The sequence below is a fragment of the Microbacterium mangrovi genome (assembly GCF_000802305.1).
Lineage (GTDB): Bacteria > Actinomycetota > Actinomycetes > Actinomycetales > Microbacteriaceae > Microbacterium > Microbacterium mangrovi.
Genome location: NZ_JTDK01000023.1, coordinates 1 through 23775 on the forward strand (window position 1 = coordinate 1; position 23775 = coordinate 23775).

Annotated in this window: 24 protein-coding genes; 6 read left to right on the top strand and 18 right to left on the bottom strand. The window is 70.0% G+C overall.

Going from position 1 to position 23775, the window contains the following annotated elements; translation table 11 throughout:
• The coding region (locus tag LK09_RS19285; RefSeq protein ID WP_039403287.1) for a DUF222 domain-containing protein at window positions 1–877 on the bottom strand (877 nt) is incomplete at its 3' end.
• Window positions 878–1254: 377 nt separating this feature from the next.
• Between LK09_RS19285 and LK09_RS19290 the strand changes: the two genes are divergently transcribed.
• Both LK09_RS19290 and cofE read left to right on the top strand, forming a co-directional pair.
• On the top strand, window positions 1255–1758 hold the full coding sequence (locus LK09_RS19290; protein WP_039403288.1) for a GNAT family N-acetyltransferase: 504 nt from the start codon (window positions 1255–1257) through the stop codon (window positions 1756–1758).
• Window positions 1755–2516 (top strand): coenzyme F420-0:L-glutamate ligase, encoded by a 762-nt coding sequence (gene cofE, locus LK09_RS19295; RefSeq protein ID WP_039403290.1) that lies wholly within the window; start codon window positions 1755–1757, stop codon window positions 2514–2516. The genes LK09_RS19290 and cofE overlap by 4 nt, the downstream gene beginning before the upstream one ends.
• 205 nt (window positions 2517–2721) lie before the next feature.
• Here cofE and LK09_RS20995 read toward each other — a convergent pair whose 3' ends face one another.
• The 6 genes from LK09_RS20995 to LK09_RS19325 all read right to left on the bottom strand — a co-directional run bounded on the left by LK09_RS20995 (window position 2722) and on the right by LK09_RS19325 (window position 8948).
• Window positions 2722–3585, bottom strand: a complete 864-nt coding sequence (locus tag LK09_RS20995) for a DUF4097 family beta strand repeat-containing protein (RefSeq protein WP_197061115.1) — start codon at window positions 3583–3585, stop codon at window positions 2722–2724.
• A 5-nt stretch (window positions 3586–3590) separates the two neighbouring features.
• Window positions 3591–4271, bottom strand: coding sequence for a response regulator (locus tag LK09_RS19305; protein WP_039403292.1), 681 nt, complete (start codon window positions 4269–4271; stop codon window positions 3591–3593).
• Complete coding sequence (locus tag LK09_RS19310; protein WP_039403295.1) at window positions 4259–5551, bottom strand: sensor histidine kinase; 1293 nt, start codon at window positions 5549–5551, stop codon at window positions 4259–4261. Before LK09_RS19310 ends, LK09_RS19305 begins: the two co-directional genes overlap by 13 nt.
• A 75-nt stretch (window positions 5552–5626) precedes the next feature.
• Entirely contained in the window at window positions 5627–7183 is a 1557-nt protein-coding gene (locus tag LK09_RS19315) for a cytochrome b/b6 domain-containing protein (RefSeq protein WP_039403298.1), read from the bottom strand.
• Between the two features lie 5 nt (window positions 7184–7188).
• Window positions 7189–8163: an electron transfer flavoprotein subunit alpha/FixB family protein gene (locus LK09_RS19320; RefSeq protein ID WP_039403301.1), complete on the bottom strand. Its 975-nt coding sequence runs from the start codon at window positions 8161–8163 to the stop codon at window positions 7189–7191.
• Between the two features lie 11 nt (window positions 8164–8174).
• Window positions 8175–8948, bottom strand: a complete 774-nt coding sequence (locus LK09_RS19325) for an electron transfer flavoprotein subunit beta/FixA family protein (RefSeq protein ID WP_039403303.1) — start codon at window positions 8946–8948, stop codon at window positions 8175–8177.
• A 101-nt stretch (window positions 8949–9049) separates the two neighbouring features.
• On the opposite strand from LK09_RS19325, the gene LK09_RS19330 reads away from it, so the two are divergent.
• Window positions 9050–9595: a MarR family winged helix-turn-helix transcriptional regulator gene (locus tag LK09_RS19330; protein ID WP_039403306.1), complete on the top strand. Its 546-nt coding sequence runs from the start codon at window positions 9050–9052 to the stop codon at window positions 9593–9595.
• Window positions 9596–9675: 80 nt separating this feature from the next.
• Here the strand turns inward: LK09_RS19330 and LK09_RS19335 are convergent, their stop codons facing one another.
• From LK09_RS19335 to LK09_RS19345, 3 genes are all read right to left on the bottom strand, one after another.
• Window positions 9676–10452 carry an enoyl-CoA hydratase gene (locus tag LK09_RS19335; RefSeq protein ID WP_039403309.1) on the bottom strand — a complete coding sequence of 259 codons (777 nt, stop codon included), beginning with the start codon at window positions 10450–10452 and terminating at the stop codon, window positions 9676–9678.
• Between the two features lie 22 nt (window positions 10453–10474).
• Window positions 10475–11629, bottom strand: a complete 1155-nt coding sequence (locus tag LK09_RS19340; protein ID WP_039403312.1) for an acyl-CoA dehydrogenase family protein — start codon at window positions 11627–11629, stop codon at window positions 10475–10477.
• A 148-nt stretch (window positions 11630–11777) separates the two neighbouring features.
• Window positions 11778–12947: a thiolase family protein gene (locus LK09_RS19345; RefSeq protein WP_039403315.1), complete on the bottom strand. Its 1170-nt coding sequence runs from the start codon at window positions 12945–12947 to the stop codon at window positions 11778–11780.
• A gap of 172 nt (window positions 12948–13119) precedes the next feature.
• Between LK09_RS19345 and LK09_RS21260 the strand changes: the two genes are divergently transcribed.
• The gene (locus tag LK09_RS21260; RefSeq protein ID WP_039403318.1) at window positions 13120–13509 is read left to right on the top strand and encodes a hypothetical protein; all 390 of its coding nucleotides are present in this window, start codon (window positions 13120–13122) and stop codon (window positions 13507–13509) included.
• Here LK09_RS21260 and LK09_RS19355 read toward each other — a convergent pair.
• The 8 genes from LK09_RS19355 to LK09_RS19390 form a co-directional block, all read right to left on the bottom strand.
• Window positions 13472–14389 carry a carbohydrate kinase family protein gene (locus LK09_RS19355; protein ID WP_039403321.1) on the bottom strand — a complete coding sequence of 306 codons (918 nt, stop codon included), beginning with the start codon at window positions 14387–14389 and terminating at the stop codon, window positions 13472–13474. The genes LK09_RS21260 and LK09_RS19355 overlap by 38 nt on opposite strands.
• Entirely contained in the window at window positions 14386–15840 is a 1455-nt protein-coding gene (locus LK09_RS19360) for a glycoside hydrolase family 32 protein (RefSeq protein ID WP_052227028.1), read from the bottom strand. Before LK09_RS19360 ends, LK09_RS19355 begins: the two co-directional genes overlap by 4 nt.
• The gene (locus LK09_RS19365; RefSeq protein ID WP_039403324.1) at window positions 15837–16031 is read right to left on the bottom strand and encodes a Sec-independent protein translocase subunit TatA; all 195 of its coding nucleotides are present in this window, start codon (window positions 16029–16031) and stop codon (window positions 15837–15839) included. The genes LK09_RS19360 and LK09_RS19365 overlap by 4 nt, the downstream gene beginning before the upstream one ends.
• 36 nt (window positions 16032–16067) lie before the next feature.
• Window positions 16068–17483: a family 43 glycosylhydrolase gene (locus LK09_RS19370; protein ID WP_039403328.1), complete on the bottom strand. Its 1416-nt coding sequence runs from the start codon at window positions 17481–17483 to the stop codon at window positions 16068–16070.
• Complete coding sequence (locus tag LK09_RS19375; protein ID WP_052227029.1) at window positions 17480–18370, bottom strand: carbohydrate ABC transporter permease; 891 nt, start codon at window positions 18368–18370, stop codon at window positions 17480–17482. Before LK09_RS19375 ends, LK09_RS19370 begins: the two co-directional genes overlap by 4 nt.
• Window positions 18367–19344: a carbohydrate ABC transporter permease gene (locus LK09_RS19380; protein ID WP_197061116.1), complete on the bottom strand. Its 978-nt coding sequence runs from the start codon at window positions 19342–19344 to the stop codon at window positions 18367–18369. The genes LK09_RS19375 and LK09_RS19380 overlap by 4 nt, the downstream gene beginning before the upstream one ends.
• A complete protein-coding gene (locus LK09_RS19385; protein ID WP_039403331.1) occupies window positions 19344–20762 on the bottom strand; it encodes an ABC transporter substrate-binding protein in 1419 nt (472 codons plus the stop codon). The genes LK09_RS19380 and LK09_RS19385 overlap by 1 nt, the downstream gene beginning before the upstream one ends.
• A gap of 160 nt (window positions 20763–20922) precedes the next feature.
• Window positions 20923–22218, bottom strand: a complete 1296-nt coding sequence (locus tag LK09_RS19390) for an oligosaccharide MFS transporter (protein WP_039403334.1) — start codon at window positions 22216–22218, stop codon at window positions 20923–20925.
• Between the two features lie 160 nt (window positions 22219–22378).
• Between LK09_RS19390 and LK09_RS19395 the strand changes: the two genes are divergently transcribed.
• Window positions 22379–23401 carry a LacI family DNA-binding transcriptional regulator gene (locus LK09_RS19395; RefSeq protein WP_039403336.1) on the top strand — a complete coding sequence of 341 codons (1023 nt, stop codon included), beginning with the start codon at window positions 22379–22381 and terminating at the stop codon, window positions 23399–23401.
• Between the two features lie 84 nt (window positions 23402–23485).
• On the top strand, window positions 23486–23775 hold a 290-nt coding region (locus tag LK09_RS19400), incomplete at its 3' end, for a hypothetical protein (RefSeq protein ID WP_039403339.1).

The following is a 23775-nucleotide window of genomic DNA, read 5'->3' on the forward strand; positions in this document are numbered from 1 at the left end:
TGGTGCCGTGTGCGTCGGGGACGTTGGTGAGCAGCAGGTCCAGGGCGACATCGGCCATGATCTGCGCCCGGGTGCGCTCATCCGGAACGAAGGGAGTCGCGGCGTCGGCGTCGTCGCCGGCTTCCGAGTTGACTGCATCGACCTCGGTTGCACCCGCGGCTACTGCGGCTTCGGTCGCCTCGGCCGCGGCGGCGGTGTCGGTCTGGTTTTGGGTGTGGAGTTCGGTGGCGATGTCGGTGAGGCGGTTGTAGGTGCCTTCGATGTGGGCGGTGGGGCCGGTGATGATCAACTGCCCCACCCCGGGCTCCACGCTGCGTTTGCGTACTGAGCGGCGTTGCACGGCTTCTTTGATCCGGGCCTGGGTGCCGTCGGGGTCGAGCCGGTCCACCAGCACCCCGAGGGCGTCCTTCAACTGGGCGGGGGTGAGCTCGCCGGCCAGGTCGATCGCGTGATCCTCGTACTCGGCCCGGATGTCGGGGTCGTCGATGACGCCGCCGACGTCCGCGATCGTGGTCGCGTGCTGCGGGGACAGCACCCCGGCATCCACCCGGGACATGGTCTGCCCGAACCGGGACACCAGGATCTGGGCTTGGTTCACCCGGGACGCGACCTGATACTCGGACAGGCGCACCGCGGCGGCGATCTCGGCGTAGATCTCCCGCATCGCCAACTGCGACGCGGACACCACCGCGCCGGTGTCGGCCTGGTGGGCGCGTTCGCGTTCCCGCCGGTCCACCAGGGCGGCCACCGACGCGTAGAACCGGGTCTCCGCACCGAACGCGACCGCCACCCGCGCCCGCGCACCACCGAGACCATCGACCAGCGCGTCCAGGTCCGACAGCACCGGGGACAGCCCACCGAGCGACGTGTCGGCCATGGCATCCCCCTCCGGCTACGTTGAAATCTTCGAACTCGATACCTCCACACTATCGAACAAGCATCCACAATGCAAGCGGGTTGCAGCACATCTTGATGCCCAACCCGGGGCGAGCGTTTCGTCTCGCTGCGCTCGCTCAACGACCGGGGGCGCGGGGACGGATGGCGGCGATCTGAACGGCTGGCGGCGTCCCCGGGGCGTGTCGTGCCGCCATCCGGACGACCCACCTCCATCCGTCCCACACGAGACGCATCGAACGACGCCGAGCGGCTGTTTCGCGTCGCAATCCGGCCTTCGTCATGTGCCGTTCACAGTTGCGTCCCACACCCGTTACACACCGATTTCCCCTCCGCCGGACCCGCGCGTAGAGTCTCGCCATGAGCGCCGATCTGAAGTCCCTCGTCGTCCGCCCGGTTCGCGATGTCGACGCCGAAGCGCTGGGCCGTGTGCACGCCAAGTGCTGGCACGAGACCTACGACCACCTGATCAGCAAGGCCGCGCTGGAGAGCGTCTCGCCCCGTCGCCTGGCGGAGCTGTGGACGCACTGGGCGGTTCAGGGCCCTGAGTTCCGCATGAGCGCCGCGCTCGTCGAAGGCGAGATCGTCGGCTTCGTCGGGTCCGGCCCGGCGCGCGACAAGGATGCCCCGCGCGGTCGCGAGCTCTACTTCATCTACCTCCTCGAGGAGTTCCAGGGCACCGGCATCGGCCAGAAGCTGTTCGACGCCGCCGTCGACGCCGACGAGCAGGTGTACCTGTGGGTCGCCGACGACAACCCGCGCGCGCACCGCTTCTACCAGCGCAACGGATTCACGCTCGACGGCGCGTCGCACACCGAGCCGTTCCTCGGTGAGACGCTCACCGAGGTGCGCTTCGTCCGTTGACGCCGCTGCAGATCTGGGCGCTGCCCGGCATCGCAGAGATCCGTCCCGGTGACGATCTGATCGGCGTGCTCGCGGATGCCGCCGGCGACACCCTGGCCGACGGCGACATCCTCGTGGTGACGTCGAAGATCGTGTCCAAGGCCGAGGGCCGCATCGTCCGTGCCGCCGATCGCGAGGAGGCGATCACGGCCGAGACCGTGCGGGTGGTGGCCTCCCGGGTCATGCCGTCCGGAGCCGTGACCCGCATCGTGGAGAACCGCCTCGGCATCGTGCAGGCCGCGGCCGGAGTCGATGCATCCAACACCCCCGAGGGAACGGTACTGCTGCTGCCGGAGGATCCGGATACCACGGCTCGCACGCTCGCGGCCGGGCTGCGTGCGCGGCTCGGGGTGCAGGTGGGCGTGCTGATCAGCGACACGATGGGCCGCGCGTGGCGCGACGGTCAGACGGACGCGGCGATTGGCGCCGGCGGAGTGCACGTGTTCGAGGACCTCCGCGGCACGACGGATGCCGAGGGCCGCCCGCTCGCGGTGACCCTGCCGTGCGTCGCCGACGAGCTGTGCGCGGCCACCGACCTGGTGAAGGGCAAGTCGGCCCGGACGCCGGTGGCCGTCGTGCGGGGCCGAGCGGACCTGGTCGGCGACCTCTCTCTTCCCGGCGCCCGCACCATCGCCCGCTCGATCGCGGACGACATGTTCCGCCAGGGCACCGACGAGGCGTACGCCGCCGGCTTCGCCGCCGGCCGCGCGGCTTCCTGACTCCCGGGCTCCTGAGTCCGGCCTTCGCCCGCGACCGCTCCGCAGTCCTGAATTGCACGGATTCGTGCGATCCAGGACCACCGAACGCTCCGCGGACAACGTTCCGCGGTCCTGAATTGCGCGGATTCGTGCAATCCAGGACCGCGGAACCGCCCGGGGACAGGAGGGCCGGAGGGCCGGGAGGGTGCGGGCCGTCCCGCGGGCGTCAGCCCGCGGAGCCGTGCAGGGTCAGGGCCCCGGCGGAGACGTCTGCCGTGATCGCATTGGTCGCCCCGGGCGTCGAACCGAGGGTGTTGTGGAATGCCCCCGCACTGACGGTCGACGTGACGACGTACGGCCCGGCCGGGACCCCGAGATCGAGCGCTCCCGCGCTGACCGTGGCATCGACGCCTCGCGGGGCCGTCCCGCCGAGCGTCGCCACCATGCGGCCGGCACTCACGTCGAGCTTCGCGGTGGTGACGTTGTCGAGGTCAAGGGTGGAGTCGCCGGCATCCGACCGCGCGGTGACCGTCTGCGCCGAACCCGAGAGGCGCAGCGAGCCCGCCTCGGTGGCGGCCCGCAGGTCTCCGAACCGGCCGCCCTCGAGCGACACCGATCCGCCGTCGACCTGCACGGTGCCGTCCACGTCGGATGCCAGCATGGACGACGGCAGGGTCAGCGTAGCCGTGCCGCTGCCCCCGAACGGCCAGCCGAATGCCGTGGCGTGGTCGGGCGAGGCCACCTTCAACGTGCCTCCGACGTTCTCGAGCGTCCACGGCGTCGACCCGAACCCGCGGTCGACGGTGAGCTGCGCCTCGCTCGTGGAGCCGTACGTCACGGTGAGTGAACCGCCGGACACCTGGATGTCGAGCGCGCTCACCTCGGCGACGGGGACCGCGGTGGAATCCTGATGCCGGTTCGCCACGGCGACGGTGGAAAGCGCCACCCCGGCGACGGTGCCGACCACGATGAGTCCGCCGACCACGGCGATCGCGATCGAGACGATGAGCGACGAGGTGCGGCGTGCGGGCGGCTGTCCGCCGGGTGCCGGCGGGGCCGGAGGGGGCGTCGGAACGGTGGGAGGGGGCATGATGCTCATGAGAGGTCTCCGGACTGCGAGGCGGCCGTGCCGCCGTGAGAGAGGTGGACGAGGGCGGCCAGCACGCGCCGGTTGCCGGACTCGTCGGGTTCGAGGTCGAGCTTCTGGAACACCGAGGTGATGTGCTTCTCGACGCTCCCCTCGCTGATGTACAGGGTCTTCGCGATCGCCTGGTTGGATTTGCCCTCCGCGATGAGCGCCAGCACGCTCGCTTCGCGGGCCGTGAGGCGCTGCATCCGCTCGTCGCGGGCGCGGCGGCCGAGCAGCTGCGCGACCACCTCCGGGTCGAAGACGGTGCCGCCGGCGGCGATCTGGTCGACGGTCTCGAGGAATTCGGACACGTCGGCCACCCGGTCCTTGAGGAGGTAGCCGAGGGCTCCCCCGCGTCCGGCGATCAGGTCGGACGCGTAGCGCTCTTCGACGTACTGGGACAGCACCAGCACCGGCAGGGCCGGGTCGGCGGCGCGCAGCGCCAGAGCCGCGCGGATCCCCTCGTCGGTGTAGGTCGGCGGCAGCCGCACGTCGAGGATGCACAGGTCGGGATGCCGGTCCGCGACCGTCGCGGCCAGGTCGGATGCCTCCGGGAGGGCGGCGACCACGTCGTGGCCGGCGTCTTCGAGGAGTCGCACGAGGCCTTCGCGCAGCAGCACGGAGTCTTCGCAGATCAGGATGCGCACGGCACACTCACCTCCACGGTCGAAGGACCCCCGACGGGGCTGTCGATGCGGAGGGTCCCGCCGACGCCGAGCACGCGATTCTCGAGGCCGTCGAGGCCGCCTCCGGCGGTGACGGTCGCCCCGCCGATGCCGTTGTCCTCGACCCGGGCCCACACGGTGCCGTCCTCGCGCTGGCGCACGATGACGCGTACTTCGGAGGCCCGCGAGTGCTTGGCGGCGTTGGTGAGCGCCTCGGCGATCACGAAGTAGACGGCCGCTTCGACCTCGGGCCGGCAGCGGGTGGTCAGACGCACGTCGAGCTGCACGGGGATGTGCGAGCGGGATGCGATCGCCGACAGGGCGGCATCCAGCCCGCGGTCGTCGAGCACCGAGGTGTGGATGCCGCGCGCCAGCTGCCGGAGCTCGGTGATCGCGGCCTTCGTCGAGGTGTGCGCCTCGGACACGAGCTCCTTGGCGGCGGCCGGGTCGGTGTCGATCTTCTGCTGCGCCATGCCGAGGGTCATCGCGACCGAGACGAGCCGCGGCTGGATGCCGTCGTGCAGGTCGCGTTCGATGCGGTGCCGTTCGACGTCGGCGGCACGGACGGCCCCGGCGCGCTGCTGCTGCGACCTGCGGGCCTCGTCGGCCAGCAGCGCTTCGCGCGAGGGGACCATGACGGCGCGGGAGATCACGCCGTGCACGGCGGCGAGGCCGACGAGCGCGGCGAGGGAGACGACCGCGGCGAGGATGCCGACGAGGACGACCAGCGGGGCGCCGGGCTCGTTCATCTGGATGCCCCACAGCTGCACGCTGCCCTGGTTGTCGCCGAACAGCGGCGAGAACGCGAACGCGATGCCGGAGGCGAAGGAGCTGAGGAACACCCACGCCAGCCAGCCGAGCAGGGTGGCGATGACGGCGTTCGCGATCGCGCGCCACATCATCGGGTCGATCAGCTGCAGCCAGAGCGTGCGCAGGAATCCGGTGAATCCGGGCTGGCCGCTCGTGCGGACCCGCCGCGGGGGCAGCCCGAATCCGTACAGGCCGTCGATGCGGGCCGTCTCGAGCCAGCTGAGGGCGTACAGGCAGTATTCGAAGGCCACCAGGACGACGAGTCCGATCCCGAGCACCGGAAGGAGGCCGAGGCCCGTGCTCAGGAGAGTCACGAGCACGGTGAACGCGATGACGCCGATCACGCCCATCGCGAGCAGGTGAAGTGTCGTGAGGGCGAGCCGGCCGGGCGTCGCGACGCGCAGGGGGCGCGCTCTCGCCGGCGCCGGGGAGGTGATCGTGGTCGATGTCATGTCATCCACGTTAGGAATCCCGTCCTCCCGCCGCCGCCGAGGCATCCGGAGCCTTCTTTTCGGGTTATCCCCCGCTCACCGTCCGCTGACCGTGCCGAACAGCCGCGCGATCGGCGCGAGGACGAGCGGGCGCAGTGCCGCCCAGCCGGCCGCGATGACCAGCAGGGATGCCGCGAACCACCAGAATCCGACCCAGTTCACCGCGTCGGATGCCCCGTACATGTGGTTCAGGTTGCGCAGGGCCCCTGTCGCGAACACGAGGAAGACGTGCACGATGACGAACAGCACGAAGATGATCATCACCGGGAAGTGCACGGCGCGCGCCCACTCCACCGGGTACACCCTGTTCAGCCGCTTCGCGTCCTTCGGCCACACGGTGCTCATCCGCACACCGGTGACGATGGCGAGCGGGGCGAGCAGGAAGACCACGCCGAAGTAGGTGAGCTGCTGCAGGCTGTTGTAGTTGATCCAGCCGTCGTCGTGCGGCCAGTTCAGCGACGCGTACTGCAGCGCGGCGCTGATCGCATTCGGGAACACGGCCCAGCTCGTGGGCACGAGCCGCATCCATTGCCCGGTGGCGAACAGCAGCACGACGAACACGAGGCCGTTGAGGATCCACAGCGTGTCCAGCGCCTGGTGGGTCCACAGCGTGAGGCTGACCTTGCGTTTAGCGGCCCCGCGCGGCGTCCAGAACACGGTGGGCCGCTTCTGGTTCCGCACCCCGAGCCCCGTGCGGATGATGAGCACGATGAAGAACACGTTGAGGAAGTGCTGCCAGTTGAGCCACACCGGGAAGCCGACGGGGGCGGATGCCGGCAGCGCGTACTGACCGGGGTAGGTGTGCAGGAAGTCGACCATGAACGGCAGCGATACGAACACCCGTACGGCGAGCACCACCATGGCCGCCGCGAACAGGAGTCCCGCCCCGCCGACGATCACGGCCCCGGCCCACTGCACGCGGGTGAACGGCCCGATGCGCACCGGTTCGGGCGCCGGTGCCGGATGCCGCGGCGCGGTCCCCGGGTACACGGAGCGTGTGAATCCCAGCGGCACGGACACGTCGGGTCCGGCAACCTCGGCGCCCTGAGCCCCGGGTTCCGCGCCCTGAGCCGCGGGTTCCGCGCCCTGAGCCTGTCGAAGGGCAATCCCCCCAACAGCACCGGCCGGCGGCCACGGCTCTCCTCCGGCGACGCGCGGCAGTCCGCGTCGCAGCCCGACGCCGGCGCCTGCGTCCACGACCGCGGCAGCCACGGGGGCGCTCGGCGCAACTGGGGCGGCGGTCGGCGAAACCTCGACCACGGGTGTCTCGCTCGGCGCGTTCTGCGCCGCGACCGTCGGCGCAGCCTCAGCCGCGGCCGCGGCTCCGGCCGTACCCGCCGGTGGCCACGCTTCCCCGCCGGCGACCCGCGGCAGACCGCGCCGCAGCGCAACCCCGGGAGCGGCCGCGGCAGGCACCGCCACCGCCACCGAGGGCGCCTCCACGACCGCACGTGGCGCACTCGGCGGTGCCGCCGGCTCCGTCACCGCGGGCTCGACACTCGTCACGGCCGCCGCATCCGCGACCCCGGCCGGCGGCCAGGCGTCCCCGCCCGCGACGCGCGGCAGCCCGCGCCGCAACTGCACCGTTCCCACGGGACCTATGCCTTCCGCGCCTCGAGGGCCGCGATCAGCTGCGGCACGACCTGGAACACGTCGCCGACCACGCCGAAGTCGGCGATGTCGAAGATGGGGGCATCCGCATCCTTGTTGATGGCGACGATCGTCTTCGCGGTCTGCATGCCGGCCTTGTGCTGGATGGCGCCGGAGATCCCGAGCGCGACGTACAGCTGCGGCGACACCGACACCCCGGTCTGCCCGACCTGGTACGACTGCGGCACCCACCCGGAGTCCACCGCGACGCGGGAGGCGCCCACCGCGGCACCGAGGGCGTCGGCGAGCTGCTCGACGAGCGCGAACTGCTCCGCCGAGCCGAGCCCGCGACCGCCCGACACGATCTTGGCGGCCCCGCGGAGTTCGGGCCGGGTGGATGCCACCTCCGCGGCATCCACCGAATCCACGCTCGCGGCACGCCGATCGTCGCCGGGCACGTCCAGGGCCGTCACGGTCGCGGTCACCGGTTCCGGTCGCACGTCCACCGCGCCCTGGCGCACCGTGATCACCGGTGCGCCGTAGGTCGCCGCCGAGTCGGCGGTGAACGCGCCGCCGAACACGGAGTGGTGCGCGACGACGCCCTCGTCGTCCCGGGACACGCCGACCGCGTCCGCGGCGAGCGCGACCCGCGCCCGTGCGGCGTAGCGGGCGGCGGCGTCCCGGCCGTCCACGGAGTTCGAGACGAGCACCGCGTCGGGGTGCACGAGGTCCGCGGCGGCGGTCAGTGCGGCCACCGCCGGCAGGGTCAGCTTCGCCGGGTCACCGGGCGCCCACAGCGCGTGCGGGGCGCCGAGCTCGCCGGCCTTCGCCGCGAGCTCCTCCGCCCCGGGGCCGACCACGAGGGCGACCGGGGTGCCGACGACGGATGCCGCGCCGATCAGCGCGGCGGAGCTCTTCGCGAGGGAGCCGTCGGGGGTGACGTCCAGCAGGACGAGGACGGGGTTGGTGCCGAAGTCGGTCATCGGTGTTCTCCTCAGGCCAGCCGGTTGTCGACGAGGAACTTCGCGAGCTGCTCGCCCGCGTCCCCGGAGTCGGTGATCTTCACGCCCGCCGCACGCGGCGGCTTCTCGGCGACCGCGACCATGATCGACCACGGCTGCGCCGCGGCATCCGCATCCACGTCGAGGTCGGCCAGCGACAGCGTCTCGAACGGCTTCTTCTTCGCCGCCATGATGCCCTTGAAGCTGGGAAGGCGCGGGTCGGGCATCCGCTCCGTGATCGACACGACCGCCGGAAGCGCCGCCGACACGCGGGCCGTGCCTCCGTCGATCGCCCGCTCCCCCGAAACCGTGCCGCCGTCGACCTCGAGCGTGTTCAGCGCGGTCAGCTGCGGCACGTCCAGCAGCTCCGCGACCATCGCCGGCACGACGCCGCCCGATCCGTCCGTCGACTGGTTGCCGGCCACGACCAGGTCGAAGCCGATCCGCTTCACCGCCGCGGCCAGCACCTGCGCGGTGAGCGACACGTCGGCGCCGACGAGCTTGTCGTCCACGATCTGCACGGCGGATGCCGCACCCATCGCGAGTCCCTTGCGAACCGTCGCCTGCGCCGCCTCACCGGCCATCGAGACGACCACCACTTCGGTGTCGCCGGCCTTCTCGCCCAGCGTGATCGCCGCTTCCAGGGCCCGCTCGCAGATCTCGTCGAGCACCCGGTCGCCGGTGCGGTCGGCCAGTCCCGTCTCGAGCGCGAGCTTGCGGTCTCCGTAGGTGTCGGGCACCTCTTTGACCAGAACGACGATCTTCATGCGAACTCCTTCGTCGCAGTCTCCGTGACTGACGGCATCTCGAGTCTATTCAGGCCCGCGGGACCCGATAACGTTGTGTATCTAAGAGGAGGTCCGCCCAAGTGGTTGCCAAACGAGCCGGACGCACCCTGCGCATCGATCCGATCGCCGAGGCGAAGCGCCAATGGGTTGAACACGGGTGGACGCATGCCGCCCCCGGAATGACGGTCGTGACGTCGATCATGCGCGCGCAGCAGCTGATGCTGGCGCGCGTGGAGCAGACGCTGCGCCCCTTCGGGCTCACGTTCGCCCGCTACGAGATGCTGACGCTGCTGCACTTCAGCCGTCAGGGCCGCATGCCGATGGCGTCCGCGGCCGTGCGCCTGCAGGTGCATCCGACGAGCGTCACCAACACGGTCGACCGGCTCGAGGCGTCGGGTCTCGTGCAGCGCGAACCGCACCCCGAAGACGGCCGTGCCACGCTCGTGGTGCTCACCGACGCTGGCCGCGCGCTCGCGGTCGAGGCGACCGAGGCGCTCAACCGCGAGGTCTTCGAGCAGCCGGGACTGTCGTCGGAGGATGCCGACACCCTCGTGTCGGTGATCGCCCGGATGCGGCGGGATGCCGGCGATTTCGCCGACCCCCGCCCGGCACCCGAGCCGCTGTAGTCTTCGAGCGCGCTGAGCCTGTCGAAGCGCAATCCCCACCTGGCGGTCCTGCCCTTCGACGAGCTCAGGGCGCATGACCCTCACCGGCCGGTGAACTGCGGCGGACGCTTCTCGCGGAAGGCGGCCATGCCCTCCTTCTGGTCGGCGGTGTCGAACAGCGCGGCGAACACGTGCCGCTCGAACCGCAGACCCTCGGCGAGGCTCGTCTCCATGGCGGCATCCAGCGCGGCCTTGGCGGCGTAGACGCTCGGCAGCGACTTCGCCGCGATGGCGTCCGCCGTCTTCTGGGCTTCGTCGAGCAGGTCGGATGCCGGCACCACGCGGGATGCCAGGCCGCAGCGCTCCGCCTCGGCGGCATCCATCATGCGCCCCGTCAGCACGAGCTCGGCCGCCTTGTAGTAGCCGACCGCGCGGATCAGCCGCTGGGATCCGCCCATGCCGGGGATGACGCCCAGGTTGATCTCGGGCTGCCCGAACTTGGCCGTGTCGGCGGCGAGGATGATGTCGCACATCATCGCCAGCTCGCAGCCGCCGCCGAGGGCGTAGCCGGAGACCGCGGCGATCACCGGGGTGCGCACGGCCGCGAACCGGCCCCACTCACCGAAGTGGTCGCCCATGATCATGTCCAGACCCGACTTGGCCTCCATCTCCTTGATGTCGGCCCCGGCGGCGAACGCGCGCTCGGACCCGGTCACCACGATCGCCCCGATGCCCTCGTCGGCGTCGAACGCGGTCGCGGCATCCACCACGTCGTGCATCACCTGACTGTTGAGGGCGTTCAGCGCCTCGGGACGGTTCAGTGTGATCCAGCCCACGCGGCCCCGCGTCTCGACCAGGATCGTCTCGTACTCGCTCATGCGTTCATCGTTCCACGGGCGGTCAGCCGCGCAGAACCTCACGGCCGATGATCACGCGCATGATCTCGTTGGTCCCCTCGAGGATCTGGTGCACCCGCAGGTCGCGGACGACCTTCTCGATGCCGTAGTCCTGCAGGTAGCCGTAGCCGCCGTGCAGCTGCAGGGCCTCGTTGGCGACGCGGAACCCGGCATCGGTCGCGAAGCGCTTGGCCATCGCGCACTGCATGGTGGCATCCGGAGCCTTCGCGTCGACGGCCGCGGCGGCATCGCGCACGAGGGCCCGGGCCGCGACGAGCTCGGTCGCCATGTCGGCGATGGCGAACGCGATGGCCTCCTTCTGCGCCAGCGGCTCGCCGAACGCGGAGCGCTCCTGCACGTACCGCACGGTGCGGTCGAGCGCCCACTGGGCCCCGCCGATCGAGCAGGCGGCGATGTTGAGGCGGCCGCCGTCGAGCCCGGACATCGCGATCTTGAACCCCTGGCCCTCGACGCCGAGCAGGGCGGATGCCGGCACCCGCACGCCGTCGAGGATGACCTGACGCGTCGGCTGCGCGTTCCAGCCCATCTTGCGTTCGAGCTTGCCGAACGAGACGCCCGGCAGCGTGGCATCGACGACGAAGGCGCTGATGCCGCGGGCACCGGCGTCCCCGGTCCGGGCCATGACGACGTAGACGGATGCCTCCCCGCCGCCGGAGATGAACTGCTTGACCCCGGTGAGCACGTAGTCGTCGCCGTCGCGGACGGCTCGGGCCTGCAGGGCGGCGGCATCCGACCCGACGCCGGGCTCGGTGAGGCAGTATCCGGCGAGGTCGCCCATCGTGACCAGGCGCGGCAGCCAGGTGGTGCGCTGCTCTTCGTTGCCGTACGTGTCGATCATCCAGGCGGCCATGTTGTGGATCGAGATGTACGCCGCGATCGCCGGATCCCCCTGGGCGAGCGCCTCGAAGATCTGCACCGCCTCACTGCGCCCGAGCCCCGTGCCGCCGACGTCCTCTCGCACGTAGACACCGCCGAGTCCGAGTTCGCCCGCGCGGCGAAGCGTGTCGCGCGGGAACGTGTGGTGCTCGTCGCGTTCCAGGGCGAACGGCGCGAGCTCGGAATCCGAGAACTCGTGCACCGCCTCGAGGATCGCGGCGCGCTCGTCGGCGGTGAGGAGCGGGGTGGTCGACATCAGCATGGGATCTCCACGGTCATCGGGACGCGGCATCCGTTGCGCCACGTCACGCTTGTTCGGTCATCCGCCATTATAGTCGGACATCCGAGGTTCGGCGCACGGGGCTCCCTGGCCGCGCGATCTCGGCCCTTCGGAGGGCGATTCGTCTGCGTCAGAGGCGCTCGATGACGGTCGCGTTGGCCATGCCGCCGCCCTCGCACATCGTCTGCAGTCCGTATCGGCCGCCGGTGGCCTCGAGGTGCGCGACGAGGGTGCCCAGGAGGCGCGCGCCGGATGCCCCGACCGCGTGTCCGAGAGCGATCGCGCCGCCCCACGGGTTCAGGCGGGCCGGATCCGCGTGCAGCTCTGCGAGCCAGGCGAGCGGCACCGAGGCGAACGCCTCGTTGACTTCGTACGCGTCGAGGTCGTCGATCGAAAGGCCCGACCGGTCCAGGATGCGGCGAGTCGCCGGGATGGGGCCCGTGAGCATCAGCATCGGGTCGTCGCCCACGACGGCGAAGGAGTGGAACCGCGCCCGCGGCGTGAGCCCCAGCTGCGCCGCGCGTTCGGCGGACATGATGAGCACAGCGGCTGCGGCATCCGTCAGCGGCGACGAGTTTCCGGCCGTGATCCGCCAGTCGAGATCCGGGAAGCGTTCGGCGAGGGCGTCGGTGCGAAACGCCGGCGGGAGGCCGGCGAGGCCGTCCGCGGTCGTGGCCGGGCGCACCGTCTCGTCGCGGTCGGGGGCGCCGTCGACGGCGATCACCTGGCCGGCGAAGCGTCCGGTCGCCCAGGCGTCGGCGGCGCGGCGGTGCGACTCGGCGCTGAAGGCGTCCAGCTCGGCGCGTCCGAGCCCCCAGCGCGCGGCGATGAGCTCGGCGGAGACGCCCTGGTTGACGAGACCCTCCGGGTAGCGGGACGCCACCCCCGCCGACACGTGTCCGCCGTGCGCGTTCGAGCCGAGCGGCACGCGGCTCATCGACTCCACGCCCGCGGCGATGACGATGTCGTAGGCTCCGGCGATCACGCCCTGCGCGGCGAAGTGCGCCGCCTGCTGGCTCGACCCGCACTGCCGGTCGATCGTCACCGCCGGCACCGTCTCGGCGAACCCGGCCGCGAGCACAGCCTGCCGGGCGATGTTCAGTGACTGGTCGCCGACCTGGCTGACGCAGCCCATGATCACGTCGTCGATCTGCGCGGATTCCAATCCGTTCCGCTCCAGCAGCGCGCGCAGCGTGGCCGCGGCGAGGTCGACCGGATGGATGCCGCTCAGGCCCCCGCCGGGCTTGCCTCGGCCGGAGACGGTGCGGACCACATCGACGATGACGGCATCCTGAGTCATGCCGTCAGCCTATGCGCCGCGGAGCCCAAGGGCGCCGGATGACGGGCGCCCCACCTGTCCACCGTGCAGCCGTGCAATGAGTTGTCCACAGATCCTCCGACCTGGACCGAGTGCGCCCGACGTCGCTGACATGCTGGTTCCAGACGCACGAGACGACCGGAGGGGGCGGACGATGGACGGCACACAGACCTGGGCGCTGATCGGAGTCTTCACGACGATCATGCTCGGCGGGATGACGCTCATGACCACCCTCCTCATGCGATCCATGACGAGCGCGATCAGCGGCGTGCGCGGAGAGCTGGACGGACAGATCGGCGGCCTGCGCGGAGAGCTGGGCGGACAGATCGGCGGCCTGCGCGGAGAGCTGCGCGGACAGATCGGCGGCCTGCGCGCGGAGATGGGCGGCCTGCGCGCCGAGATGGGCGGCCTGCGCGCCGAGATGAACGCGAGGTTCGAGGCGGTCGATGCGCGATTCGACGCGATGGACGCGAAGTTCGCGCATCTGGATCGCGATGTGAACACGCTCATGCGGCGTGCGTGGGACGATCACCACCCGGACTGACGAGCTCGTCCGCCCATGGCGGGTCCGCGCCCGGCCGGGCCACCGTGACGGCCGCGCTCCACAGCGCGAACCGCAGAGCGTGCTCCCATCCGCGACCGGGCTCCGTTCCGGCCGCGACGACGCCCGGCCCGGCGTCCGCGACGAGCGCCGCGAGCAACCCGGACATGAACGAGTCCCCGGCCCCGACGGTGTCCGCCACCACGACCGGTGGCGCGGGAACCTCGAAGACGTCGGCACCCGCGATGGCCAGGCATCCCCGCGCCCCGAGTGTCGCGACGGCGAGTCTCGCGCCGAGCCCGCTCAATCGCCGCAGGACGTCGAGCACCGGCATGCCGGGATACAGCCAGGAGGCATCCTCGTCGCTCAGCTTCACGATGTGGCTGAGCGCGGCGATCCGCTCCGTCCGGGCGACGGCCTCCGCCCGCGCCCCGACCAGCGCGGGACGGATGTTGGGGTCGAAGCTCACGACGGTGCCGCCCGGGACGCCGGCGAGCGCGGATGCCACGGCGGAGGCTCCGGGTTCGAGGTACGCGCCGATCGACCCGGTGTGGACGAGGTCGAACCCGCCGAGATCCGGTGGGGCGACATCCCACGAGACGTCGAACGCGTACATCGCCGCCCCGTGCTCGTCGAGCGTCACGTGCGCGCTCGAGGTGCGGGCGCCGGGCGCCGCCGATCCGGGCGCCAGCGTCACCCCGGCTCGGGCCAGATGTTCCTCCAGCAGTCGGCCGTGGGCGTCGCGGCCGAATCTGGTCATCATCGTGACGTCGAGACCGAGACGGGCCAGGCCCACGGCGACGTTGACCGGCGAGCCGCCCGGATGGGCTGTGGTTCCGATCACGTCCACGAGGGCCTCCCCCACCACGGCGACGCGGGTCACTGCGCGCCCTCGAGGTCGTGGACCGTCAGCCGTTCCAGACGCACCGGGCCATGCGCGCCGAGCATCAGCCGATCCACGGGGCGCGTCACCAGGTCGGTGATCGCGCGCGCGCCTCCCGCCGCGAAGACCTCGACGCCGGTGAGGTCCAGGATGATCGTCGCCTCGAAGAGGTCGCCCTCGCCGGGGATGACCGCCCGACTCACGCCCGGGAGCATTCCGCCGGCATCCCCGTCCGCTGCGGGTGCGAGAGCACGGTCGAGCTCCACGACCCGGTCGCCGGACGCGTATCGAAGGGCGGCCACCTGCTCACCGCCGCCGGAGCACAGCGTGACCTCGAGGCGGGCGCCGGGCGCGACGCGCGCGCGAAGTCCGACGCGCGCGACCCGGGGAACCGCGACCTCCGGCACCGACTCGGCGAGGTCGACGCCGCACACCCGCATGACCTCGGTCCCGATCGGCGCGACCGGAGCGCTGCACAGCTGCGCGCGGCCGTCGACGGTGCGAAGCGTCAGGGTGCGCGCCAGCGTCATCGCGCCGCGCCAGGTCGTCGCCGGGAAGGCGCGGGCGTAGTCCCAGTTGTTCATCCACGCGATCAGCAGAGGGCGTCCGCGGTCCAGACCGCTGAAGGTGACGCCGGCGTAGCAATCGTGACCGAAGTCCAGCCAGTCCAGCTGCGCCAGATCCGTCGACGTGGCGGCGAGCGGTGCGGGGCCGTCCGGCACGAAGCACCTCCCGTCGAAGTCGCCGACGACGTACTGGGTTCCCGATCCCCCGGCGATCCCGCCCGGATTGAGACTGATGACCAGGACCCAGCGTTCGTCGGCGGGGTCGCCGTCGACGGCGAGCGGAAAGAGGTCCGGACACTCCCAGACCCCGCCGACCGCTCCCGCCGGGCCGTAGGAAGACAGCTGGGTCCAATCTTTGAGATCGTCCGACCGGTAGAACACGACCTGGTGCTCATCGGCCTCGACGGCGACCATCACCCAGTACGCGCCCGCCGGGCCGTCGTAGCGGAACACCTTCGGATCGCGGAAGTCCCGCGATCCGCGGTCCAGCACCGGATTTCCGGCGTACTTCGTCCAGGTCATGCCCTCGTCGACGCTGTACGCGAGCGACTGGGACTGGATTCCGGTGGTGGTCGACAGTGACGTGTAGATCGCGACGAGCGCGGTCTGCCCCGCCCCGGCGAAGCCGGCCGTGTCGTCGACGTCGACGACGACCGACCCCGAGTAGACCTGCTCGTGCTCGTCGGCGAGGATCGCGACGGGATGCTCCGTCCAGGTGACGAGGTCGACGCTCGACGCGTGCCCCCAGCTCATGTTCGCGTGGTCGATGCCCCACGGATTGTGCTGGAAGAAGAGGTGGTAGCGGCCTTCGTGGAAGACGAGCCCGTTGGGATCGTTCATCCAGTGCCGGGCCGGGGTGAAGTGGATGAGCGGTCGGTGCGTCATCCGTCGACACCCGCGGATGCCGAAGGGGCGGGGACGGTGCCGTCTTCGTCGTGCATCGCACGCATCTCGCCTTTGAAGGCGCGGGCCGACTGACCGACGCTGCGGGCCAGCAGCGGCAGCTTGGTCGCACCGAAGAGCAGGATGACGACGGCGAAGATCAGCAGAAGGTGGGGCCATCCGAGCATGCCCATGGGAGTACTCCTTCGTTCGGTGGGGACGGCGGGTGTTCAGTTGCGCCGGTGGACGATGAGGGATTCCAGCGACGCCTCTCCGTCGCTGACGAAGAATCCGAACCGGGCTCCGGCGCGGGCGTGGAATCGCGTGCTCAGAGAGACCTGACCGTCCACGACCACCACGACGAGCTCGCCGTCGGTGACGATCTCGACGATGTGGGGTCCGGCATCCAGTCGCACGGGTCTGTCGAACTCGAAGGGAACGTCGCCCGAGATCTGCCACTGCTCCCCGCCGGTGACGGTGCGCGGCCACCGGTCGAACAGGACGCGGCCGCGGCGCGGCTCCAACTGGACGATGCCGCTCCGGCCGCCGTCGGCGTCGGCGCGCAGCAGCAGTCCGACGGCGGCCGTGCGGTCGGCGATCCGGATCTCGGCACGGGCGTACCAGGCCTCGGGGAGATCTGCCGTGCCGACGATCGCGCGGAAGGCGTCGGGTGCGGCGAGCGCGAGCGGGAGGTCCGGCATCCCGGCCGGGACCGGCTCGTCGAAGCTCGCGACGAGCTCTGCCGGCAACCCGAATGCGAGGGTCCCGTCCGCGCGCTGCGTCGCCTCGAGCACGGCCATCGTGCCCGCCCACTGCCACGCCCCGTCGTCGTCGTTCTCGCGGTCGGCGATCCACCCGACGAAGAAGCGGCGTCCGTCGCGTGCCACCGTTTTGGCGGCGTAGAACGCGCGCGTGTCGATCGCGTCGTCGTCCGGCGCGATCCACGGTCCCTCGAGCGACCGGGCCATGCGGTACCGCGTGCAGAACGTGTCGGTGAACTCGGAGTAGACGAGGTACCACCAGCCGTCCCACTCGAAGACGTCGGGGCACTCGTGCGCGACGAAGCGGCGCGGGTCCCACAGGGGCTCGATCGGCCGCCAGGCGAACAGGTCGTCCGAGACCAACTGGGCGACGGTGCCGCGCCGGCGGTCAGGACCGTCGCTGTGACGGGCTGCCACCAGCATCCGCCACTTCTCGCCGTCGTGGAAGACGAACGGGTCGCGCCAGTCGCCCGTCTCGTACCCGGCGGGCGCACCGAAGGTCCACTCGGGGAGCTTGCGCCAGGGCCCGTGCGGCGATTCGCTCGTGGCGTGCGCGACGAGCTGCACAGGCCGGCCGTCGGCGCCGCGCCGAGCGGGATTCTGCGCCGTCGAGAACAGGTGCCAGGTGGCATCCGGGCCCTGAACGACCGAGCCCGTGTACACGTTGAAGTCCTCGGCATCCGGCCCGCCCGACGGGACCGCCTCGCCGTGGTCGGTGAACGTCACGAAGTCGTTCGTCGTGACCAGGTGCCAGGGCATGCCGCAGCCGGCGTCGCTGCGCTGCTCGTGGAGGTACCAGAGGTGGAAGACGCCTTCGTGCACGGCCGGGATGACGTCTCCCACCCGGCCGCCGGGCGGCTCGAAGAAGACGGGGGCCGCGCTCACCGCGACGATCCCGCGGTGACGCCGGCGATGAAGTACCGCTGGGCGAAGATGAACAGCAGGACGCTCGGGATCATCGCGATCACGACGCCGGCGAGGACCACCGAGATCGACCCGGTGCCGAGGTTGCCCTGCAGACCCACCAATCCGAGCGGCAGGGTGAAGTTGCTCTGCGACTGCAGGAAGATGAGCGGCCGGTAGAACTCCGCCCAGAACCCCGAGAAGTTCAGGATCGCCAGGGTCGAGATCGCGGGCGCCGCCATGCGGGCGTACACGTGCCGGAAGACGCCCCACTGGCTCGCGCCGTCGATGCGCGCCGCCTCGCCGAGCTCGCGCGGCATCTGCATGAAGTACTGCCGCATGAGGAACGTGCCGAACGCGCTGCCGAGCGCGGGGATGATCAGGGCGGCCAGGCTGTCGTTGAGGCCGAACGTCTTGATGATCACGAAGACGGGGATGATGATCGTCTGCAGCGGCACCATCATCGTCGCCAGGAACGCCCCGAAGATCCAGTTCTTCCCGGGGAAGGAGATCATTGCGAACGCGTAGCCGGAGAGCGTGCAGGTGATGGTCTGCCCGACGACGATCAGCACGGTCACGATCACGCTGTTCATGAAGAACGTGCCGATCGGGATCTGCTGGAACACCGCGGCGTAGTTGCTGAAGTCCGGATGCACCGGGATCCACTGCGGCGGGTTCGTGAACGCCTGCGAGGGGCTCGCGAGCGACGTGGTCAGGGTCCACAGCAGGGGCCCGAGGGCGAACACGGCGGCGAGGATCAGCACGACGAGGCCGACGAACTTGCCGATCTGGAACACCGGTCGGCGGCGTCCGGTGACCGGGTGCGCCTTCTGCGGCTCGCCGGTCACGATGACGGTGGTTGCGCTCATTGGTAGAACACCAGCTTCCGGGAGGCGAGGAACTGGATGCCGGTGATCGCGAGGATCAGCAGCAGCAGGACGATGGCGATCGCCGACGAGTAGCCGAACTGCAGGTTCTGGAACCCGGTCTGGTACATGGAGATCGTCGCCGTCGTGGTGGCCGATCCCGGCCCGCCCTTGGTCATGATGTAGGGCTGGTCGAACAGCTGCATCGCGTTGATCATCGCGATCACCGCGGCGAAGAGGATCGTCGGGCTGATGAGCGGGATCTTGATGCGCAGCAGGGTCCGGAGCGGTCCTGCCCCGTCGATCGAGGCGGCTTCGAGCACGTCGACGGGCACGGCCATGAGCGCCGAGACGAACAGGACGAACGTGAATCCGACCTGCTGCCACACCACGATCAGCACGATCGTGATCTGCGCGCCCAGGGGGCTGGTCAGCCACGGGACCGGGGGGATGCCGACGAGCCCGAGGTAGTAGTTGATCGCGCCGAACTTGGCGTCGAACAGGTACCCCATGAAGATCGACACCGCGGCGGTGGAGGCCAGCAGCGGCAGGTAGAACGTGGTGCGGAAGAACGTGCGGCCGAACTTCGACGTGCGCTGGTTCACCAGCACCGCCAGGAACAGGCCCAGGGAGAGCTGCAGCACGACGATGGCGAGCGCCATGCAGATGGTGACCGCGAAGGACTGCAGCACGGGCTGGTCGGTGAAGAAGCGCTGGTAGTTGGCGAGACCGGCGAACTTCGGCGGGGAGATGACATCCCAGTCGAAGAACGACAGCCCGAGCGAGGCGACGATCGGCAGGAACGTGAACACGGTCACGAACAGCATCGCGAGACCGATCATCGCGAAGCCGAAGATCGCCTCCCGCCGGGCCGTCCGCCGCGCGCCGGGGCGGCGGCGGACGGACCGGGGAGCTCTCTTCGCCTCGGGCGACGGCACGCGCTCGGGCGCGCGCGGGGAGGAGGCGACGACGGACATCAGGAGCCCTGCGACACCTTCTCGAGGTCGCTCTGCATGGCATCCAGCGCCGGCTTCGCCTGCCCCGCCGACACCGCCTGCGTCGTGCGCTGGTTCAGCGACGTCGCGAGCGCGTTGTAGTAGGTCGGGGCGGAGATCGGCACGGACCCGTCGAGCTGGTCGTAGAAGACCTTCCAGTTCTCGGGGCCGGTCGTGCTGTACCGCTGGGCGGTCATCAGCGACTTGCGACCGGGCGTCGTGACGTTGCCGGGGAACATGATGTCGAAGCTCTCCGGCTGGATCATCATCTTGATGACCTCCCACGCGGCATCCTTCTTCTGCGAGGACTTGAAGATCGAGTACCCGCCCGTGCCGAACAGGGACTTGTTGCTCTGCCAGCGCGGGAACGCCTGCACGTTGAAGCTGCCGTCCTTCATGCCCGCGTTGTGCAGGCCGCCGGCCCAGAAGCCGCCGCCGATCGACATCCCGATCCGGCCGGAGGCGAAAAGGCCCTGCAGCGTGCCGCCGCCGCCCACGTCGGGCGAGGGCGAGAGGCCGGCCTTCTGCATGTCGATGACGTACTGCAGCGCCTCGACGGATGCCGCGGAGTTCGCCGTCGGCGCGCCCCACTTCCACCCGCCCTTGCGGCCGGCGACCTGCGGGTCGCCGGGGGTGTACGCCTTGCTCCACAGCCAGTCGCCGCCGTCGTACTTGCCCTCTTCGAGGAGGTTGCCGTTGTTGGCGTAGAGGAAGGAGGTCCAGCTGCCCCAGAGGCGCACCACCCAGTCGAACGGCAGGACGCCGCCGCCGACCTTCTGGATGGCCTGGGCCGTGTTGTGGAAGTCGTCCATCGACCAGGTCGCGGCGGGAGCGGCGACGCCGGCCTTCTGCAGCACGCCGGTGTTGAAGAACATGCTGCCGGCGTTGAAGCTGTCCGGCATGTTGTACAGGTGGCCCTGGAACATCATCGCCTCGATGAGGGCCGGGTGGATGTCGTTGAAGTAGGTGGACTTCAGCGTCGCCATGTCTTTGGTGACGTACGGGTCGAGCGGGGTGATGAGCTCCTTGGCGGCCATCAGCTGGAGGCCCTCGGTGGCGACGCTCACCATGTCGGGTGCCTGACCTGCCGCGATGAGCGTGAGCACCTTGGCCAGGAAGTCGTTCCAGTCGGTGCCGTTGATCGCCGTGACCTTGAGGGTGAGATCCTTGTCGATCTGCTTCACCTTGGGCTGCAGGGCGTTCTGCAGGGTGGTGGCGGCCTTCTGGTCGCCGAAGTAGAGCATGGTCAGGGTTCCGGTGTTGGATCCCCCGGCGGATGCCCCCGGCGCACAGCCGGCCAGGCTGGTGCCGAGGCCTGCGAGCGCGAGTCCCGCGAGCCCGACACCTCCCAGCCGAAACAGATCACGCCGGTCCATGACCGGCCCGAATTCACGTGCCATCAACGACTCCTCTCTGAGTGGTCCGCCTCGCACGCCTCGTGCGAGCGACGCTGCTGAACCGATTAAGCAGACGGTAGCAGTCTCTCAGGTGCAGACGCAAGCGATTTCGCTAAATTGATTCAGCACCGTTGATTCAGCACTGTGATCGATCGCGCGCCGGTCACGGCTGAGGCGTCTTCACCAGTCCCGTCACGCCGGACTGTCCGAGGCGGACGAACGGATCGCCCTGGACATCCTGATCGTCCTTCTTGAGTCCGAAGAACGCCCAGGCTCCGGCACAGAGGACCACGCCCACGATGACCAGGAACGTGTGCTGATAGCCGATCGCATCCCGGATGAACCCGAACGGGATCGCGAACAGCGTGTTGCCGACTTGGGCGGCGACCTCGAATCCGACGAGGTACAGCGTCGCCGACAGAGCGGCCGGGAAGTGCAGGGTCAGGTAGCGGAAGATCCCGAGGATGAACAGCGGCACCTCGATCGCATGGAGCATCTTGACGCACGAGACGATCACCGGATCGGTGAAGATCGCGGATCCCAGGATGCGCACGGCCATGACGCCGACCCCGAGCAGCAGGGTGTTCCGGATGCCGATGCGACGCATGATCAGGGGCACGAGCATCATGCACGCGGCCTCCGCGAACACCTGGATCGAGTTCAGGATGCCGTAGGTGTGCACGCCGAGGGCTTCGTCGGTGAACAGCCCGGCGTAGAAGTTCGGGAACATCTGGTTGTCGTAGAGGTTGTAGAACGTCCAGCTGAAGATGACGAACCCGATCACGACCCACAGGCTCTTCAGCTTCAGCACCGCGCCCATCTCCCGCAGGCTCGGAGTTCGGGGATGCGAGTTGTGCCCCGGGGCGAGGGGCACCCCGTCGGTCTTCCAGAAGACCTGCACGAGGAGGCAGGCGATGCCGAGCACGGAGCCGATGACGAAGTTGATCGACGGGCTGATGGTGAACATGAAGCCGGTGAACAGGGCGGCGATACCGTACCCGAGGGAACCCCACCCGCGCGCCTGACCGTACTCGAATCCGTAGGTGCGGCTCATCCGCTCCGAGAACGCCTCGAGCAGCCCGACCGCGGCCGTGTAGCCGAACGGGAGGTAGATCGCGCCGGCGATCACGCCGAGTCCGAACGCGTGCTGCAGGAGCGGCTGATAGACGAACAGGACGAACGGGGCGAGGCAGGCCATGACCGCAGACGACAGGATCACGAGGTTGCGCTTCAGCCCGAGGCGGTCCTGGATCATCCCGTACGCGATCATCACCGCGATGGTGGTGAGCGAGTTGACCGAGTAGACGGTGCCGATCTGGGCGCCGCTGAGCCCGAGGCCCTCGCCCAGCCAGACGGCGAAGAACGACCACCAGATGCCCCAGCCGGCGAAGAAGACGAGCAGGGTCGTCGAGCTCTGCAGGTATGCGCCGTTTCGGAACAGCCTTCTGCCGACCGACATTCGAGACCTCCTTCGGTCTTGCGGCGCCGCCCGCATGTACGAAATGCTAAACCGTTACAGCATACGGTATCAGGCCGTGCGCGGAGCAGACAAGTGCCTGTGCTGAATTGCTTCAGCACAGGGATGGGTCCGTTACATTGAGAAAAAGGAGGGCAAATCGATGCCAGCGCAGCGCAGACCCACGCTCGCCGATGTGGCGCAGCTCGCGGGGCTGTCAAAGGCCGCCGTGAGCCTGATCCTCAACGATCGGCCGGGCTCCCGGCTGTCCGAGGAGGCCGCCGAACGTGCGCGTGCCGCCGCAGCACAGCTCGGCTACAAGCCCAATCCGGCCGCGCAGAGCCTGCGCTCGGGAAAGACCCGCACGATCGGCTTCATCTCCGACCAGGTCACCATCACCCGATTCGCGTCGGCGATGGTGCGCGGCACCCTCCGCGCGGCCAAGGAGCACGACCACACCGTCCTCATCGCCGAGACCGGTGACAACGTGTCGCAGCTCGCGGAGGCGTTCGGCGAACTCATCGACCGCCGCGTCGACGGCGTCATCGTCGGCCTCATGGCGGCCCGCATGGTCGACATCCCCGCCGCCCCGCACGGCGTGCCCGTCGTCATCGTGAACGGCCGGACTCCCGACGACCTGCCCAGCGTCCTGCCCGACGAATACGCCGCGGGGCGGGCGATGGCCTCCGTCCTGCTGGATGCCGGACACTCTCGCATCGGCTTCATCGGCGACATCCCGCACATCGCCGGCGATCCACGCCGATCGGCGACCATCGCGCGGCGTCTCGCCGGGATCCGCGATGCCCTGGGCGAACGAGGCGCGACGGCGGTCGAGGTGGTCGTCGACGACTGGAACACCCAGATCGGCTACGACGAGGCGCACCGGATGCTCGCCGCCCACCCCGACCTCACCGCGCTCATCGCCGCGACCGATGGGGTCGCGTTCGGGGTGTACCAGGCACTGACAGACCTCGGGCGCCGCGTCCCCGACGACATCTCGGTCGTGTCGTTCGACGACGAGGAGCTCGCCGGCCTGGTGCGCCCGGGGCTGACGACGGCACGCCTCCCCTACGAGCAGATGGCCCGGCACGGCGTCGAGATGCTCCTCGGCGACCGGGAGCTCGCCCACGAGCTGCTGACGATGCCCGTCATCGTGCGCGACTCGGTCCGGACGATCGACGGATGACTCGCTCGCGTTGAGGACATGAGTTCGTTCTTATGTTCGAGACTAGATCTTGTGCATGTCGAATGCGTTGCGTAGGCTTGTGGCATGGTCGAAGTCACCGTCACTCATCTGGCACCGCTCGTGGAGGCGGTGCAGAGTGTGGATGCCGGCTGGCTTTCCGCGCTCGGTGGCGGGTTCCCGTCGGCGGTGGTCGATGACGATGTGGAGGCGATGACCGATGCGGGCCTGTTGGCGGTGAATGAGGCGTTGGCGGGGGTGGGCCGTCGGGTGCAGGCGTTGCAGGCGCGCATCGCGCACGGGATCAGCCGGCGGTCGGCCCGGGAATTGGGGTCGGATGGTCTGGCCCGGAAGGCGGGGTTCCGGTCGGCGGAGAA